Annotated in this window: 14 protein-coding genes; all 14 read right to left on the minus strand. The window is 63.5% G+C overall.

Going from position 1 to position 14,172, the window contains the following annotated elements; genetic code table 11:
- Positions 1–30 precede the first annotated feature (30 nt).
- The 14 genes from NKG60_RS25320 to NKG60_RS25385 all read right to left on the minus strand — a co-directional run bounded on the left by NKG60_RS25320 (position 31) and on the right by NKG60_RS25385 (position 14,101).
- A complete protein-coding gene (locus NKG60_RS25320) occupies positions 31–705 on the minus strand; it encodes an amino acid ABC transporter permease (RefSeq protein WP_352866904.1) in 675 nt (224 codons plus the stop codon).
- Between the two features lie 108 nt (positions 706–813).
- Positions 814–1,605, minus strand: a complete 792-nt coding sequence (locus NKG60_RS25325; protein ID WP_352448543.1) for an ABC transporter substrate-binding protein — start codon at positions 1,603–1,605, stop codon at positions 814–816.
- 176 nt (positions 1,606–1,781) lie between these two features.
- Positions 1,782–2,177, minus strand: a complete 396-nt coding sequence (locus NKG60_RS25330) for a RidA family protein (protein WP_352665353.1) — start codon at positions 2,175–2,177, stop codon at positions 1,782–1,784.
- A 74-nt stretch (positions 2,178–2,251) separates the two neighbouring features.
- On the minus strand, positions 2,252–3,400 hold the full coding sequence (locus NKG60_RS25335) for an acyl-CoA dehydrogenase family protein (RefSeq protein ID WP_352866907.1): 1,149 nt from the start codon (positions 3,398–3,400) through the stop codon (positions 2,252–2,254).
- A gap of 230 nt (positions 3,401–3,630) precedes the next feature.
- Complete coding sequence (locus NKG60_RS25340) at positions 3,631–4,443, minus strand: enoyl-CoA hydratase family protein (RefSeq protein WP_352866910.1); 813 nt, start codon at positions 4,441–4,443, stop codon at positions 3,631–3,633.
- Positions 4,440–4,910 carry a MarR family winged helix-turn-helix transcriptional regulator gene (locus tag NKG60_RS25345; protein ID WP_352866912.1) on the minus strand — a complete coding sequence of 157 codons (471 nt, stop codon included), beginning with the start codon at positions 4,908–4,910 and terminating at the stop codon, positions 4,440–4,442. The genes NKG60_RS25340 and NKG60_RS25345 overlap by 4 nt, the downstream gene beginning before the upstream one ends.
- Complete coding sequence (locus NKG60_RS25350; protein WP_352866914.1) at positions 4,904–5,677, minus strand: SDR family NAD(P)-dependent oxidoreductase; 774 nt, start codon at positions 5,675–5,677, stop codon at positions 4,904–4,906. The genes NKG60_RS25345 and NKG60_RS25350 overlap by 7 nt, the downstream gene beginning before the upstream one ends.
- Positions 5,674–7,968, minus strand: a complete 2,295-nt coding sequence (locus NKG60_RS25355; protein WP_352866916.1) for a bifunctional salicylyl-CoA 5-hydroxylase/oxidoreductase — start codon at positions 7,966–7,968, stop codon at positions 5,674–5,676. The genes NKG60_RS25350 and NKG60_RS25355 overlap by 4 nt, the downstream gene beginning before the upstream one ends.
- 142 nt (positions 7,969–8,110) lie before the next feature.
- Positions 8,111–8,710, minus strand: coding sequence for a VOC family protein (locus tag NKG60_RS25360; protein ID WP_352866919.1), 600 nt, complete (start codon positions 8,708–8,710; stop codon positions 8,111–8,113).
- Positions 8,711–8,791: 81 nt separating this feature from the next.
- Entirely contained in the window at positions 8,792–9,622 is an 831-nt protein-coding gene (locus tag NKG60_RS25365; RefSeq protein ID WP_352866920.1) for an ATP-binding cassette domain-containing protein, read from the minus strand.
- Positions 9,615–10,505: an ABC transporter ATP-binding protein gene (locus tag NKG60_RS25370; protein ID WP_352866923.1), complete on the minus strand. Its 891-nt coding sequence runs from the start codon at positions 10,503–10,505 to the stop codon at positions 9,615–9,617. The genes NKG60_RS25365 and NKG60_RS25370 overlap by 8 nt, the downstream gene beginning before the upstream one ends.
- Entirely contained in the window at positions 10,502–11,350 is an 849-nt protein-coding gene (locus tag NKG60_RS25375) for an ABC transporter permease (RefSeq protein WP_352866925.1), read from the minus strand. Before NKG60_RS25375 ends, NKG60_RS25370 begins: the two co-directional genes overlap by 4 nt.
- On the minus strand, positions 11,343–12,350 hold the full coding sequence (locus NKG60_RS25380) for an ABC transporter permease (protein ID WP_352866928.1): 1,008 nt from the start codon (positions 12,348–12,350) through the stop codon (positions 11,343–11,345). Before NKG60_RS25380 ends, NKG60_RS25375 begins: the two co-directional genes overlap by 8 nt.
- A 224-nt stretch (positions 12,351–12,574) precedes the next feature.
- Positions 12,575–14,101 carry an ABC transporter substrate-binding protein gene (locus NKG60_RS25385; protein WP_352975875.1) on the minus strand — a complete coding sequence of 509 codons (1,527 nt, stop codon included), beginning with the start codon at positions 14,099–14,101 and terminating at the stop codon, positions 12,575–12,577.
- Between the last annotated feature and the right edge of the window lie 71 nt (positions 14,102–14,172).

The raw sequence follows: 14,172 nt of genomic DNA on the forward strand, positions 1-14,172 counted from the left end.
GGTCGTCTCCTGCGAAGTGCGCTGACAGATTCAGCGGGTCTTTTCGGTTTGGAAGCGGCGTTCAAGGAGGCTGACGAGACGGACCATCGGCCAGAGAAAGATGAGATAGACCAGCGCCGCGCCGATCAGCGGTGAGGGGTTGGCATAGAGCGACTGCGCGTTGGTCGCTTCCTTCAGCAGTTCGGGCAGCGCCACGGTGGATGCGAGCGAAGTATCCTTGAACATCGAAACGCAATTGCTGGTCATTGGCGGAATGACCACGCGGATCGCCTGCGGCAGCACTACCTTGCGCAAGGTCAGCAAGAACGGCAGTCCGAGCGCCTGCGCCGCCTCGAACTGGCCGCGCGGAATGCTCTCTATGCCGGAGCGGAACACCTCGGCCGAATAGGCCGCCATGATGATGGCGAACGCCATCACCGCGGAAGTCCACGATGACAGGCGAATACCGAGGAACGGCAGCGCATAGTAGATCAGGATCAGCGCGACCAGCACCGGCATCGCCCGGAAAATGTCGATGTAGCCGACAGCCAGCAGCCGAAGCGGCTTTGGCGCATAGAGCCGCACCAGGCTGATCGCGAGGCCGACGGGAATACCGATGCCGATGCTCATGATTCCAAGCAGCAGCGTGTTCAGGAAACCGCGCAGCAGCGCCGGCAGGCTGGAGACCATGACGTCGGCGTTGAAGAAGGTGTCCAGCAGCGACATCGCAGCATTTCCGAAACGTTTGGCGTCCCGCGACGCTCGAGCCCGAGCCCGAAATCCGAAATCGTGCCGGCACGAAAGCCGGCACGACATTTAAGCGCGAACTGACGTTCAGGCCTTCGGCATAGGTATTTCCTTGACGGTCGAGGAATCGGCCGGTGCATCGCTGCCGAACCACTTCTTGTGGATCGCGGCCAGCGTGCCGTCCTTCTTCATCGCGGTCAGCGCGTCGTTCAGCTTGCCGAGCAGCGGGTGGTCCTTGGTCATCATCAGGCCGTACTGCTCGCCGGTCTTGATGCGCTCTTTTACGGCGAGATCCTTCATCCTGGTGAAAGAATATTCCAGGCCCGGAATATCGCTGACCGCCGCATCGACGCGGCCGGAGCTGAGATCGAGCAGCAGATTCTGCTGGGTGTCGTAGCCTTTGACGTCACTGAACCCGTCCGCTTCCTGATGGGCCTTGACCCAGGCTTCGCCGGTCGAGCCGGACAGCACGCCGACGATCTTACCCTTGAGGTCGGCCTCGGCTTTGATTGGGCTGTCGGCCTTCGCGGCGATGCCCATGTCGGAATCGTAGTAGGGCTGCGTGAACGACTGCGACTTCAGCCGCTCCGGCGTGATGGTGATCGACGAGATGGCGACGTCGATGCGCTTCGAGGTGGTGGCGGCGAACAGCGCCTGGAAGCCGAGATCGGCGATATCAGTGGTCATGCCGATACGCTTTGCCGCCTCATTGATGATGTCGACTTCGAAACCCTCGAACGTGCCGCTCTCGTTCTTGTATTCAAAAGGCGGATTGGTCGGATAGGCGCCGACATTCAGCGTGCCTTCGGCATAGGCCGGGCCGCCGGCGATGCCGATTGCGGCAGCAAGAAGCAGCAGGTTGCGACGGGTGAAGTTCATTTTCGTTCCCTCTGGTTGTGATCGGACGGGTTTGGCCCCGCACGGCTTTGATACGCCAAGTGACCGGACTGCCGGAAAGCCCTCCCGGCACGGCAGTCGTAAGATCGGATGCTATCCAAAGTACCGCGCTTTTCAAGGCGAAAGTTTTAAGCTTAAAAAATTGCCGCGTGTTGCCGTCACTCCGGAATAACCGCCGTGGCCTGGATCTCAACCTTGGCGCGATCCTCGACAAGCGCCATCACCTGCATAGCGGCCATCGCCGGAAAATGCCGGCCGATCACCTCGCGATAGACCTCGCCGATCCCCTTGAGATTGGCCAGATATTCCGCCTTGTCGGTAAAGTACCAGGTCATCGAGGTGATATGCTCCGGCGTGGCGCCGGCCTCGGCGAGCACGGCGACAATATTGGCCAGCGTCTGCCGCACCTGGCCGACAAGATCATCGGTCTCGAAGCGGCCCTGTCCGTTCCAGCCGACCTGCCCGCCGACGAAGACAAGCTGTCCACGCGCGGCGACGCCATTGGCGTAGCCGACGGGTTTCGCCCAGCCTTCCGGCTGCAGGATGGTGTGCATGTCAAAACCTCCCAATGCTCAAATCCGGTCGCTTAAAACTCAAAGACAATCAATTCTTCCACACAACTCCGGTCTCAGGCCGCCCCCATCACCTGCCGTGCAATCACCACCTTCTGCACGTCGGACGCTCCCTCGTAGATGCGCAGCGCCCGGATCTCACGATACAGGCTTTCGACGATATGGCCCTTGCGGACGCCGTCGCCGCCATGCAGTTGCACAGCCTTGTCGATCACCTCTTGCGCTTTGTCGGTAGCGAACAGCTTGGCCATGGCGGCTTCGCGGGTAACCCGAGCCGCGCCCATGTCCTTGGTCCAGGCGGCACGATAGACCAGCAACGCGGCGGCATCGACATCCAGCGCCATGTCGGCGATGTGGCCCTGCACCATCTGCAGCTCCGCCATCGGCGCACCGAACAGCCTGCGCTCGGCCACTCTTGCGATGCTTTCGTCCAGCGCGCGCCGGGCAAAGCCGAGTGCCGCTGCGCCGACAGTCGAACGGAACACGTCGAGCACGGACATGGCGATGCGAAAACCGTCACCGGGTTTGCCGATCAGCGCCGAGGCTGGAATGCGTGCATTGTCGAAGGACAGCCGGGCGAGCGGGTGCGGCGCAATCACCTCCAGCCGCTCGGCAACGATCAGCCCTTCGGTTTCGGAAGGCACGACAAAGGCGGAAAGCCCCTTGGCGCCGGGCGCCTCGCCGGTACGGGCAAAGACAACATAAAAGTCAGCGATACCGCCGTTGGAGATCCAGGTCTTTTCGCCGGATAGGAGATAGCTGTCGCCGTCGCGCGTGGCCGTCATTTCCATATTGGCGACGTCCGATCCCGAGCGCGGCTCCGAAAGCGCGAAAGCCGAAATTGCCTTGCCGGCCCGTGTCTTAGCCAGCCAATGCTGCTGCTCGAGCGAGCCGAACAGGCTGAGCGCACCAGTGCCGAGCCCTTGCATGGCGAAGGCGAAATCGGCCAGCCCGTCATGCCGGGCCAGCGTCTCGCGCGTGAGGCAGAGCGTACGCACGTCGAGCGGTGAGGGGTTGTCGGTGTCGAGCGCGGTTGGTTTCAGCCAGCCGTCCCGGCCGAGCTTCGCCACCAGCTCACGGCAGGCGGCATCAACGTCGTGGTGATCGACCGGCAGGTTCTTCGCGCACCACACCTCCAGCTTTTCAGCAAGCGCGCTGTGGCGATCCTCGAAGAAGGGCCAAGAAAGGAAGGAACGGTCAGGCATGGATGCCTCCGCCGTGTTTAAGGCGTTGCGCTCTACGGCGCCCCCCTCTGTCCTGCCGGACATCTCCCCCACGAGGGGGGAGATTGGCTGTCGCGGGCGCTTTCGCCAATTTCCAGCGTTGCAAGAAGAGGCGAGGCAATGGAACTGCCAATCTCCCCCCTCGTGGGGGAGATGTCCGGCAGGACAGAGGGGGGCGCCGTCCCGCCAGCGTATCCATTGAAACAACCATCCTAGTTCCCCTCGAACACCGGTTTTTCCTTGGCGACGAAAGCCGTGTACGCCCGCTCGAAATCGCGGGTCTGCATGCAGATCGCCTGCGCCTGCGCTTCCGCTTCGATAGCCTGGTCAAGCCCCATCGACCATTCCTGATTCAGCTGCGTCTTGGTCATGCCATGGGCGAAGGTCGGGCCGGAAACGATGCGCGCGGCCATGTCGAGCGCGTCGGCCTCGAGCTTTGCGGCATCGACCAGCCGGTTGTAGAAGCCCCAGCGCTCGCCTTCCTCGGCGCTCATCGTGCGGCCGGTATAGAGCAGCTCGGCGGCGCGGCCCTGGCCAATGATGCGCGGCAGGATCGCGCAGGCGCCCATGTCGCAGCCGGCAAGGCCGACGCGGGTGAACAGGAAAGCCGTTTTGGCCTGTGGCGTGGCGATGCGGATATCGGAGACCATGGCGATGATCGCGCCGGCGCCGACCGCCACGCCGTCGACCGCCGCAATAATCGGCTTGCCGCAATTCAGCATCGCCTTGACGAAATCGCCGGTCATGCGGGTGAAGGCGAGCAGCGCCTTCATGTCCATCTTGACCAGTGGACCGATGATGTCGTGGACATCGCCGCCCGAGCAGAAATTGCCGCCATTGGGCAGGAACACCACCGCATCGACGTCGTCGGCATAGACGAGATCGCGAAAAGCGTCGCGCAATTCGGCATAGCTGTCGAACGTCAACGGGTTCTTGCGTTCGGGCCGGTCGAGCCGGATCTTTGCGATCTTGCCTTCGACCTGCCAGAGGAAATGCTTCGGCTTGCGGCCCGCCATCTTCGTCATTCCCGTCCCTCCCAATTGCTGCGGAAGGAGGTCAGCATGCCGGTCAACCGGCGCGCCTCGTTCTCGCTCACATTGCCCAGCAACTCGCCGACCCATTTTTCATGCGCGGCGGCGATCACGGCGAACGTCTTCGACCCTTCTTCGGTCAGCCGCACCATCGAAGTGCGGCGGTCGCCATTGCGTCGGGCCCGCATCACCAACCCTTCCGAGACCAGGCGGTCGATGATGCCGGTGACATTGCCGTTGGACACCAGCAGGAAGCGCGACAGGTCGCTCATCAGCATGCCTTCCGGCGCCCTGTAGAGCGCGGCCATCACGTCGAAGCGTGGCAGCGTCGTGTTGAACTCTTGCCGCAGGCGTTCGCGCAGCTCGGCCTCGATGGTGCGCGAGGCGCGCAGCAGGCGTATCCACAGCCGCAGGCGGTCCTTGCCGGGTCCGGACGGGGCGGGCAGGGGACCGGCTACCATGTCTCACCTCCGGAGATCGAAATCGTCTGCCCGGTAATCGACCGGGCGGCGTCGCCACACAGATAAAGTACGGCGGCCGCAATTTCTTCCGGCTGGATGAAGCGGCCTTGCGGGTTGCTCGCGGCAAGGCTTGTCCGTGCCTGCTCCGACGAGCGGCCGGTCGTTTCGACGATACGCTGGACGGCGCTCTCCAGCATCTCGGTTTCGACAAACCCTGGGCACACGGCATTCACTGTTATGCCGGACTTGGCGGTCTCGACGGCGAGTGCCCGCATCAGGCCGACGACGCCATGCTTGGCGGCAACATAAGCTGCGACATAGGGATAGCCTTTCAGTCCGGCGGTGGAAGCGACGAAGATGATACGGCCAGTCTTGCGCACTGCCATGCCGGCCAATGCCGGCTTCACGGTCAGGAACGCACCGGTCAAGTTGACGTCGAGCGTGCGCTGCCAGTCTGCCAGCGAGGTCCGTTGCGCCGGGGCGCTGCCGGACATGCCGGCATTGGCAACGACGATGTCGAACGGTCCGCGTGCCGCTTCCGCGGCCTCGTAGAGCGACGCCATCGATGCCTCGTCGGTGACGTCGGCGGCATTGGCGAAGATGCGCTTGTTCTCGGCGGCGACCTCGGCAAGCGGCTCCACGCGCCGGCCGCAGATGGTCACGTCGATGCCGGCGCCGGCCAGCGCCAGCGCGATTGCGCGGCCGACGCCGGAGCCGCCGCCGGTGACCAGCGCATGCCGCCCGGAAATCGTCGCGGCGGCACTCATACTTTCAACCGCGCTGCCGCTTCGCGTTCGGCCAGCCGGTAGAGCTGGTCGCGGCCGGGCAGATAGGGATCCGGCCATTTGACGCCGCGATCGCCAAGCGTGACGGCCGCATGCAGCGTCCAGTAGGGATCGGCAAGATGCGGCCTAGCCAGTGCGACGAGATCGGCACGGCCCGCCATCAGGATCGAGTTGACGTGGTCCGGCTCATAGATATTGCCGACCGCCATCGTCGCCATGCCGACCTCGTTGCGGATGCGGTCGGAAAACGGCGTCTGGAACATGCGGCCATAGACCGGTCTTGCCACGGCCGAAGTCTGGCCGGCAGATACGTCGCAGATATCTACGCCGGCCTCATGCAGCAGCCGCGCGATCTCTACGGCATCGGCCGGCGTCACGCCCTCGATGCCCAGCCAGTCATTGGCGGAGATGCGCATCGAGATCGGCTTCTCGGCCGGCCACGCGGCGCGCACCGCGTGAAAGATTTCCAAGGGATAGCGCATGAGGTTTTCCAGCGAGCCGCCATAGGCATCGGTGCGCCGGTTGGTCAGGGGCGTGATGAAGGAGGACAGGAGATAGCCGTGCGCGGCGTGGATTTCGAGCATGTCGAAGCCGCAGCGCGCCGCCATCTCGGCCGAGCCGACAAACTGGTCGCGCACCATATCCATGTCGGCGCGGTTCATCGCCCTCGGCACCTGGTTTTCCGGCGACCACGGCACGGAAGACGCTGCCATAACCGGCCAATTGCCTGAGGGCAGCGGCACGTCGGTTCCTTGCCAGCCGAGCATGGTCGACCCCTTGGCACCGGAATGGCCGATCTGGGCGCAGATCTTGGCCTCGGTTTCGCCATGGACGAACTCGACCAGCCGCTTCCAGGCGACCTCATGCTCGGGCGCATAGAAACCGGGGCAGCCAGGCGTGATGCGGCCCTCCGGGCTGACGCAGGTCATCTCGATGTAGAGGAGGCCGGCGCCGCCCTTGGCCCGTTCGGCATAATGGGCGAAATGCCAGTCGGTCGGACAGCCGTCGACCGCCTTGTACTGTGCCATCGGCGAGACGACGACACGGTTCTGCAGCGCCATGTCGCGCAGCCGGAACGGCGCAAACATTGGCGCGCGACGCAGATTATTGCCCCCGGCGCCGGCCTGGCGCTGGAACCATTCCTCGGCGCCGGCCAGCCACTCGGCATCGCGCAGCCGCAAATTCTCGTGACTGATGCGCTGCGAGCGTGTCAAAAGCGAATAGTTGAACTGCACCGGATCGAGGCCGAGATAGCGCTCGACCTCCTCAAACCATTCGAGCGAATTGCGCGCCGCCGACTGCAGCTTCAGCACTTCGGTGCGCCGCGCATCCTCATATTTGTTAAAGGCGGCCTCGAGGTCCGGTTCGGACTCGACATAGTCGGCCAGCGCCACCGCGCTTTCCAGCGCCAGCTTGGTGCCGGAACCGATCGAGAAATGCGCGCTCGCCGCCGCGTCGCCCATCAGCGCCAGGTTCTTGTAGGACCAGCGTTCGCACAAGACCCGTGGGAAATTGATCCACGCCGAGCCGCGGATATGATTGGCGTTGGTCATCAGCGCGTGGCCGCCGAGATGGCGGGCAAAGATGCGCTCGCAGACGGCAATCGATTCCTGCTGCGACATCGCGCCGAAGCCGAAGCGCTGCCAGGTCTGCTCGCTGCATTCGACGATGAAGGTCGCGGTATCGCTATCGAACTGGTAGGCATGCGCCCACACCCAGCCATGCTCGGTTTTCTCGAAGATGAAGGTGAAGGCGTCGTCGAATTTCTGGTGGGTGCCGAGCCAGACGAACTTGCATTTGCGGACATCGATATCGGGCTTGAACACGTCGACGAAGGTGCCCCGCGCTTTCGAGTTCAGCCCGTCGGCGGCGACGACCAGGTCGTGCGTCTCCATATACGGATTGGGATCGGCGATGTCGGTTTCGAAGACCAGCTTGACGCCGAGTTCGCGCGCCCGCCGCTGCAGCAGCGTGAGCAGCCGTTTGCGGCCGATGCCGCAAAAGCCGTGGCCGGTCGAGACCGTGCGCACGCCGTCATGGATGACGGCAATGTCGTCCCAATAGGCGAAGTGCTTGCGGATCCAGACGGCGCTGACCGGGTCGTTCTTGGTCAGGTTCTCCAGCGTTTCGGCCGACAGCACGACGCCCCAGCCGAACGTATCATCGGCACGGTTGCGCTCGAACACCGTCACTTCATGCGAGGCATCCCTGAGCTTCAGCGAGATGGCAAAGTAGAGCCCGGCTGGTCCGCCGCCGAGAACCGCAACTTTCATCGTGCGATCTCCTCTTCGCTTCTGTCCGTCGAGTTTACGCCTGAGGCGGATTAATTCAAGCTTGAAGTTTCAGGATTGAAACAATCCGCCTCGGAAACCCAGCTTGCCGGCAGTCGGCTTGCGCAGGCCAGGGACTCCCGGGCTATTTTTCCGGGTTCTTCGGGCTCCACAGCACCGTCTCCGCATCTTTTTCATAGGCCATGCCATTGGGATAGCTGATCGCTTCCAACTGCAAGCCCCAAGGCGCCTGGAAGTAGAGGATGGTCTGGCCGGCTGCCGGGCCTTCGGTAACCGGCAGCGGCCCCATCCGCGTCTTGACGCTTTTGCCGTCAAGATAGGCTTTTGCGGCGGCGATGTCGTCGACATAGAAGGCGATATGGAAGCCGCCTATGTCGCTGTTGCGAGGCGTCAGGTCCTTCTGGTCCGGCGCGGTGTATTTGAACAGCTCGATGTTCGACCCGTGTCCGCAGCGGACCAGGGTGATCTCCTCGACCACCGCCTTGGGATCGACGCCCAGCAGATCCTGCATGAACGTGCCTTTGTCGTCGGCGAACGGGCCGAACGACATCGCCTTCTTGCAGCCAACCACTTCGGTGAAGAACTCGACTGCCTGCTGCATGTCGGGGACGGTGACCCCGGTGTGGTCGTGGCCACGCATGCCGGGTATCGAATCAGCCGAGGCTGCTCCCATCGAGCCGAGCAGAGCGGCCGCAAGCATCGTGTTTCTGATTGCGTATTTCATTCCAGTTCTCCTCCGTTTCGCGAGCTGACTTGTCGGCGCACGTCCGAGGCCCGCTCTTCGGCGTGCGAATAGGATTGTGTTTCATGCCCGCGCCTTTGCGGCGGGCAGCAACCAAGCGTCATCGATCTCGGGCAGCGGAATGGCGGCGAGGAGGTCGCGCGTATAAGCCTGCTGCGGGTGCTCGAACAAATCGTCCGTCGCGCTGGCTTCGACGATCGCGCCCTCGCGCATGACGATCACCTGCCGGCACAGTCGCCGGATCACCGACAGATCATGGCTGATGAAGGCAACGGTGAGGCCCATCTCCGCCGCGAGCTTTTCCAGCAGCGTCAGAATCTGTGCCTGCGTCGAGACGTCGAGGCCGGAGACGATCTCGTCGGCTAGCACGAATTTCGGCGACAGCGCCAGGGCGCGGGCGATGCCGACGCGCTGGCGCTGACCGCCCGACAGTTCGTGGCGGTAGCGACTGGCGAAGCTTTGCGGCAGGCCGACGCGCTGAAGTGCCTCCGCGACACGATCCCTGAGGCTGTCGCCAAGCCCGTTCTGCTTGAGCGGTGCTGCGATGATGCTGAAGATGGTGCGGCGCGGATTGAGCGACGACATCGGATCCTGGAAGATCATCTGCAGATTGCGGCGCAGCGGCCGCAGCTCCGCTTCCGGCAGATGGGTGATATCGCGGCCCTCGAAGCTGATGCTGCCGGCGCTCGGCTCCAGAAGCCGCACCAAGGCACGGCCAAGCGTCGATTTGCCGGAGCCGGATTCGCCGACGATGCCGGTCACCGAGCCCCTGGGCAGGTCGAAATCGAGGCCCTTCAGGATCTCGGCCAGCGGCGCCCGGCCGATCAGCGGCTTGCGCGTCATGTCGGGCAACGCGACCTTGAGCCCGCGCACGGAAAACAGCGGCTCAGCCATGCGGGCGCCTCCAGGCCTGGTCGGCCGTGGCGATCTCCGCGGCCAGTCCGGCCAGCACCGCCTCGTCCACCGGTTTCAGCGATGCAAGCGGATCGGTGTAGCGCGGCGTCGCCGCCATCAGCGCCCGTGTGTAAGGGTGCTGCGGGGCGGCGAAGAGGGCAGCCGTCTCGGCCTCCTCCACCACCTTGCCGGCATAGAGCACCGAGACTTTCTGGCTGATCTTGGCGACGACGCCGAGATCATGGGTGACGAACAGGATCGCCGTGCCGTGCTCGCGCTGCAACTGCGCGATCAGCCGCAAGATTTGCTTCTGTACGGTCACGTCGAGCGCCGTGGTCGGCTCGTCGGCGACGATCAGCCTTGGTTCGGCCGCAAACGCGGCGGCGATCAGCACGCGCTGGCGCATGCCGCCGGACAGTTCGTGCGGATAGCATTTGAGGACACGCTCGGGGTCGCGGATCTGCACCTCATCCAGCAATTGACGGATGCGTGCATCGGCCTTCTCACCGCTCCAGCGCAGGATGCGCACCAGCCGGTCGGTCATCTGCGGGCCGATGCGGCGCGACGGATTGAGCGCGGTCAAGGGATCCTGTGGGATCAGCGCCGTGCGCGCGCCGATCAGCGTGCGCCTTGCCTTGGGCAGAAGCTTGCCGAGGTCCTCGCCCTCGAGCAGCATATCGCCTTCGACGATGCGCACGCTGGGTGGCAGCACGCCGAGCACCGCCTTGCCGATCATCGTCTTGCCGGCGCCGCTCTCGCCGACTAGCGCCCGGACTTCTCCGGGCCCGACGGCGAGCGACACCGAGCGCAGCACGCGCTGGCCGTTGGGCAGAACGGCGCTAAGGTCGCGTATGTCGAGGCAAGATTTCGCCCGCGCGTTCATCGCAGCACCGGATCGAAACGTGCCCTGAGACCTTCGCCGAACTGGCTGAACGACAGCACCGTCAGGATCAGCGTGACCAGCGGGAACACCAGCACCCACCAGGCCTGATGGATCGACAAGCGGCCCTCTGCGATGATGCCGCCCCAGGTCGGATCGTCGGTCGAGATCGACAGATTGACGAAGGACAGGATCGCCTCTACGATGACGGCAATGCCCATCTCAAGCGACAGCAGTGCCACGATCGACGGCACCACATTGGGCAGCACCTCGCGCAGCATGATGCCGATGCGGCCATAGCCGGCGATGCGGGCGTTCTCGACATAGTCCATTCGCGACTGGCCCATCGCCTCGGCGCGGATCACCCGGCAGAAGCGCGTCCAGTCGATGACGGCGATCGCGATGATGACCGAGCTCAAGCCGGTACCGAGCACGGCAACCAGCAGGATGGCGAACAGCACCGGCGGGAACGCCATCCAGACATCGACGATGCGCGAGATGATGCGGTCGGCCCAGCCGCCGAAATAGCCTGATATCAGGCCGAGCATCGAGCCGACCAGGCAGGCGGCGATCGCGGCGGCGAAGGCGACGATGAAGGCGATGCGAGCGCCGAAGATCAGCCGTGACAACAGATCGCGGCCGAGGCTGTCGGTGCCCAGCCAGTAGCCGGGCTCGGCACCGGTCAGCCAGAACGGCGGCAGCCGCTCCAGCATCAGGTCTTGCGCCAGTGGGTCCTGCGGCGCGACCAGCGGCGCAAAAATCGCGGCCAGCAGCGCAATTAGCAGCCAGCCGCCGGCCAGCCACAGGCGTGCCCGCGAGCCATGTCTTGAAATGCGGGCCTCATCCATGGCGCAGCCTCGGATTGAGCAGCGCGTACATCATGTCGACGGCAAGGTTGATCAGCACGAACAGCAGCGCGAACACCAGTACGATGCCCTGGATCAACGGCAGGTCGCGGTTGATGACGGCATCGATCGCCATATTGCCGAGGCCTTCATAGGAAAACAGCCTCTCGACGATGACCGTGCCGCCGATCAGGAAGGTGAACTGGACGCCGACCAGCGTTAGCGTCGGCAATGCTGCGTTCTTCAGCGCCTCGCGCAGGATGACCTGCGTTTCCGAAAACCCCTTCACCCGCGCTAGCACGACATAGTCGAGGTCGAGCACTTCCTTGAGCGACTGTTTCAACAGCTGCGAGATGATGGCGGCCAGCGGCAGTGCCAGCGCGATCGCCGGCATCAGCATGTGCGCCAAAAGGTCCCTGGTCAGGTCGAAGCGCAGTCGCACAATGCTTTCGAACAGATAGAATTGCGTGGCGAAGGGCAGGTCGAGCTGCGGCGACACCCGGCCGGAAATGTCGAAGATAGGCACCAGCACGCCGAACAGCAGGATCAGCACCAGACCCCACAGGAAATCGGGAATCGAGAGCGCCGCACCGCTGGCAATGTCGATGCCGGCTTCGACCGCGGTGCCGCGCTCGCGCGCGCCGAGGATCGCCGTGGTGCCGCCGATCGCCACCGCCATCAGGAGCGCGACGATGGCGAGTTCCAGCGTCGCCGGGAGGCGATTGAAGACCAGCCCGAGCACATCCTGTCGCAATGATATCGAAGTGCCGAAATCGCCCCTGACGACACCGGCCAGCCAGATGAAGAATTGCTGGACGATGGTCTTGTCGAGCCCGTAGAGAGCGCGCAGCCGCGCGATGTCGGTATCGGTGGCGCCAGGCGGCAGCATCATCGCAATCGGATCGCCCGGCGCGACGCGGATGACGACGAAGACGACGACGGCCACACCGAACAGCGTGATCGCCATCGTCAGAAGACGGATCAGGAATCTTTGCAGCAGCATTCTGGCTTAAGCCTAATGCGTTTCAGTGACTGATGGAACGAACAGGCCCCCTCATCCGGCCGCTTCGCGGCCACCTTCTCCCCGAGGGGAGAAGAGGTCGCTGACGGCTGAGCCAGTCTCTTCTCCCCAGCTGGGGAGAAGGTGGCCCGAAGGGCCGGATGAGGGGGCCTGCGCAAGCAGAGGAGGCACGCTATCTTGCGACCGCGGGCCTCCTCGCGCCGATCTCAGGCCGGGCTCATCAGCGCCGGCAGAAGTGCGCCCGACACATGCTGCACGACGTTGACGCCCTTGGCATGCACGATCGGCTGCGCATACTGGATCAGCGGCAGCACATAGGCCTGTTCGGCGATGTATTTGTCGACGGCCTTCCAGCCGGCGATGCGCTTGGCCTCGTCCTTCTCACCCCATAGCGGATTGATCATGTCGATCAGGTCCTGACTGTCCCATACCGAATGCGGGCTTGGTCCATACATGGCGAAGCCGGTCGACGTCGTGGGATCGCCGATGGCATTGCCCCAATTGTAGAAGGCCGCCGGCGCCAGCTTGTCGGCGGCGCGCAACTCGTAGTGCTTGGCGATCTCGTACACCTCGATCGTCGCCTCGATACCGACCTTGCGCCACATGCCGACGATCGCCTGGATCATCTCGTAGTCCTTGGGCTTGAAGCCCTTGGTCGTCTGTATCGTGAATTTGACCGGCTTTTCCGGCGAATAGCCGGATGCGGCCAGCAATTCCTTGGCCTTTTCCGGGTTGTGCTCGACTTTGATCGACGCATTGTAGGCGGCGTATTCCGGCGTCTCCAGCGTATCGATGGGTTGGCCGTAGCCGCGCAGCAACCGATCGACCAAAAGCTTTTTGTCGACCGCCATCACCGCTGCCTGGCGGACGTTCTTGTCCAGCATCACGTCGATGTCGTTGAAGAAGATCATGCCGATGTCGGAAACGTTCTTGCACGAGCCGGCAAGTCCGTCCTTGGCGATCAGGCGGTCATATTCCTCGTAAGGAATTTCCAGCGTCACCTGCGAGGAACCGGACTCGATCTCGGCGACGCGGCTCGCGGCATCGGTGACGAACTTGATGGTCACGTTTTCGAAGGCCGGCTTGCCGCCCCAGTAGTTCGGGTTGGCTTTAAGCCGCAGGAAGGCGTTGCGCTCGAATTTGTCGACCATATAAGGCCCGGTGCCGATCGGAGCTTTCTCGAAGCCTTCGGCGCCGACCTTCTCGTAATAGGCCTTCGGCATGATGTAGCCGGTGAGGAACGACATCCATTTGAAATACACCGGGTCGAATTGCACGACGTCGCCGGTGATCTTGTTGCCGTCGATCTTGAAGTTGTTGACGTTCTTCCAGACGAACTGGATCGGGTTGCCGGTCTTTTCGTCGCCCGCCCGCTGCAGCGACCAGACCACGTCTTCGGCCGTAAATGGCGAGCCGTCATGCCAGGTCACGCCCTCGCGCACTGTCATCATGATCTTGCTACGATCCTCGTTCCAGCCCCATTCGGTGAGCAGGCCGGGCGCGAAAGAAAGATCCGGCTTCTGCGGGATGAACTGGTCGAACACCGATTGGTAGAGACCTTGGATGGTCGGGTTGACCGCCGAAGGCCCGGTGGTCGGGTCCCAGGACGGCAGATTGACATTGTAGGCGATGGTCAGTTCGCCGGCAGCCTTGGCGATTTGCGGCAGGCCGAGCGCCGTGGCGCCAAGTGCGGCCGCGCCATATCCGAGCAATTCTCGTCTGTTGATGGTCATGGTCGTTCCCCTGTTGCTTTTATGCGCGGTGTCGTTGTCAATCGGTGGGTTCAGGCTCCTTGGGCAACCGC

The sequence above is a fragment of the Mesorhizobium sp. M1428 genome, from assembly GCF_040317515.1.
Lineage (GTDB): Bacteria > Pseudomonadota > Alphaproteobacteria > Rhizobiales > Rhizobiaceae > Mesorhizobium.

Excerpts from the sequence above, each read along its gene's own strand:
- NKG60_RS25320 (WP_352866904.1), bottom strand. The coding sequence starts at position 705 with ATGTCGCTGCTGGACACCTTCTTCAACGCCGACGTCATGGTCTCCAGC.
- NKG60_RS25325 (WP_352448543.1), bottom strand. The coding sequence starts at position 1,605 with ATGAACTTCACCCGTCGCAACCTGCTGCTTCTTGCTGCCGCAATCGGC.
- NKG60_RS25330 (WP_352665353.1), bottom strand. The coding sequence starts at position 2,177 with ATGCACACCATCCTGCAGCCGGAAGGCTGGGCGAAACCCGTCGGCTAC.
- NKG60_RS25335 (WP_352866907.1), bottom strand. The coding sequence starts at position 3,400 with ATGCCTGACCGTTCCTTCCTTTCTTGGCCCTTCTTCGAGGATCGCCAC.
- NKG60_RS25340 (WP_352866910.1), bottom strand. The coding sequence starts at position 4,443 with ATGACGAAGATGGCGGGCCGCAAGCCGAAGCATTTCCTCTGGCAGGTC.
- NKG60_RS25345 (WP_352866912.1), bottom strand. The coding sequence starts at position 4,910 with ATGGTAGCCGGTCCCCTGCCCGCCCCGTCCGGACCCGGCAAGGACCGC.
- NKG60_RS25350 (WP_352866914.1), bottom strand. The coding sequence starts at position 5,677 with ATGAGTGCCGCCGCGACGATTTCCGGGCGGCATGCGCTGGTCACCGGC.
- NKG60_RS25355 (WP_352866916.1), bottom strand. The coding sequence starts at position 7,968 with ATGAAAGTTGCGGTTCTCGGCGGCGGACCAGCCGGGCTCTACTTTGCC.
- NKG60_RS25360 (WP_352866919.1), bottom strand. The coding sequence starts at position 8,710 with ATGAAATACGCAATCAGAAACACGATGCTTGCGGCCGCTCTGCTCGGC.
- NKG60_RS25365 (WP_352866920.1), bottom strand. The coding sequence starts at position 9,622 with ATGGCTGAGCCGCTGTTTTCCGTGCGCGGGCTCAAGGTCGCGTTGCCC.
- NKG60_RS25370 (WP_352866923.1), bottom strand. The coding sequence starts at position 10,505 with ATGAACGCGCGGGCGAAATCTTGCCTCGACATACGCGACCTTAGCGCC.
- NKG60_RS25375 (WP_352866925.1), bottom strand. The coding sequence starts at position 11,350 with ATGGATGAGGCCCGCATTTCAAGACATGGCTCGCGGGCACGCCTGTGG.
- NKG60_RS25380 (WP_352866928.1), bottom strand. The coding sequence starts at position 12,350 with ATGCTGCTGCAAAGATTCCTGATCCGTCTTCTGACGATGGCGATCACG.
- NKG60_RS25385 (WP_352975875.1), bottom strand. The coding sequence starts at position 14,101 with ATGACCATCAACAGACGAGAATTGCTCGGATATGGCGCGGCCGCACTT.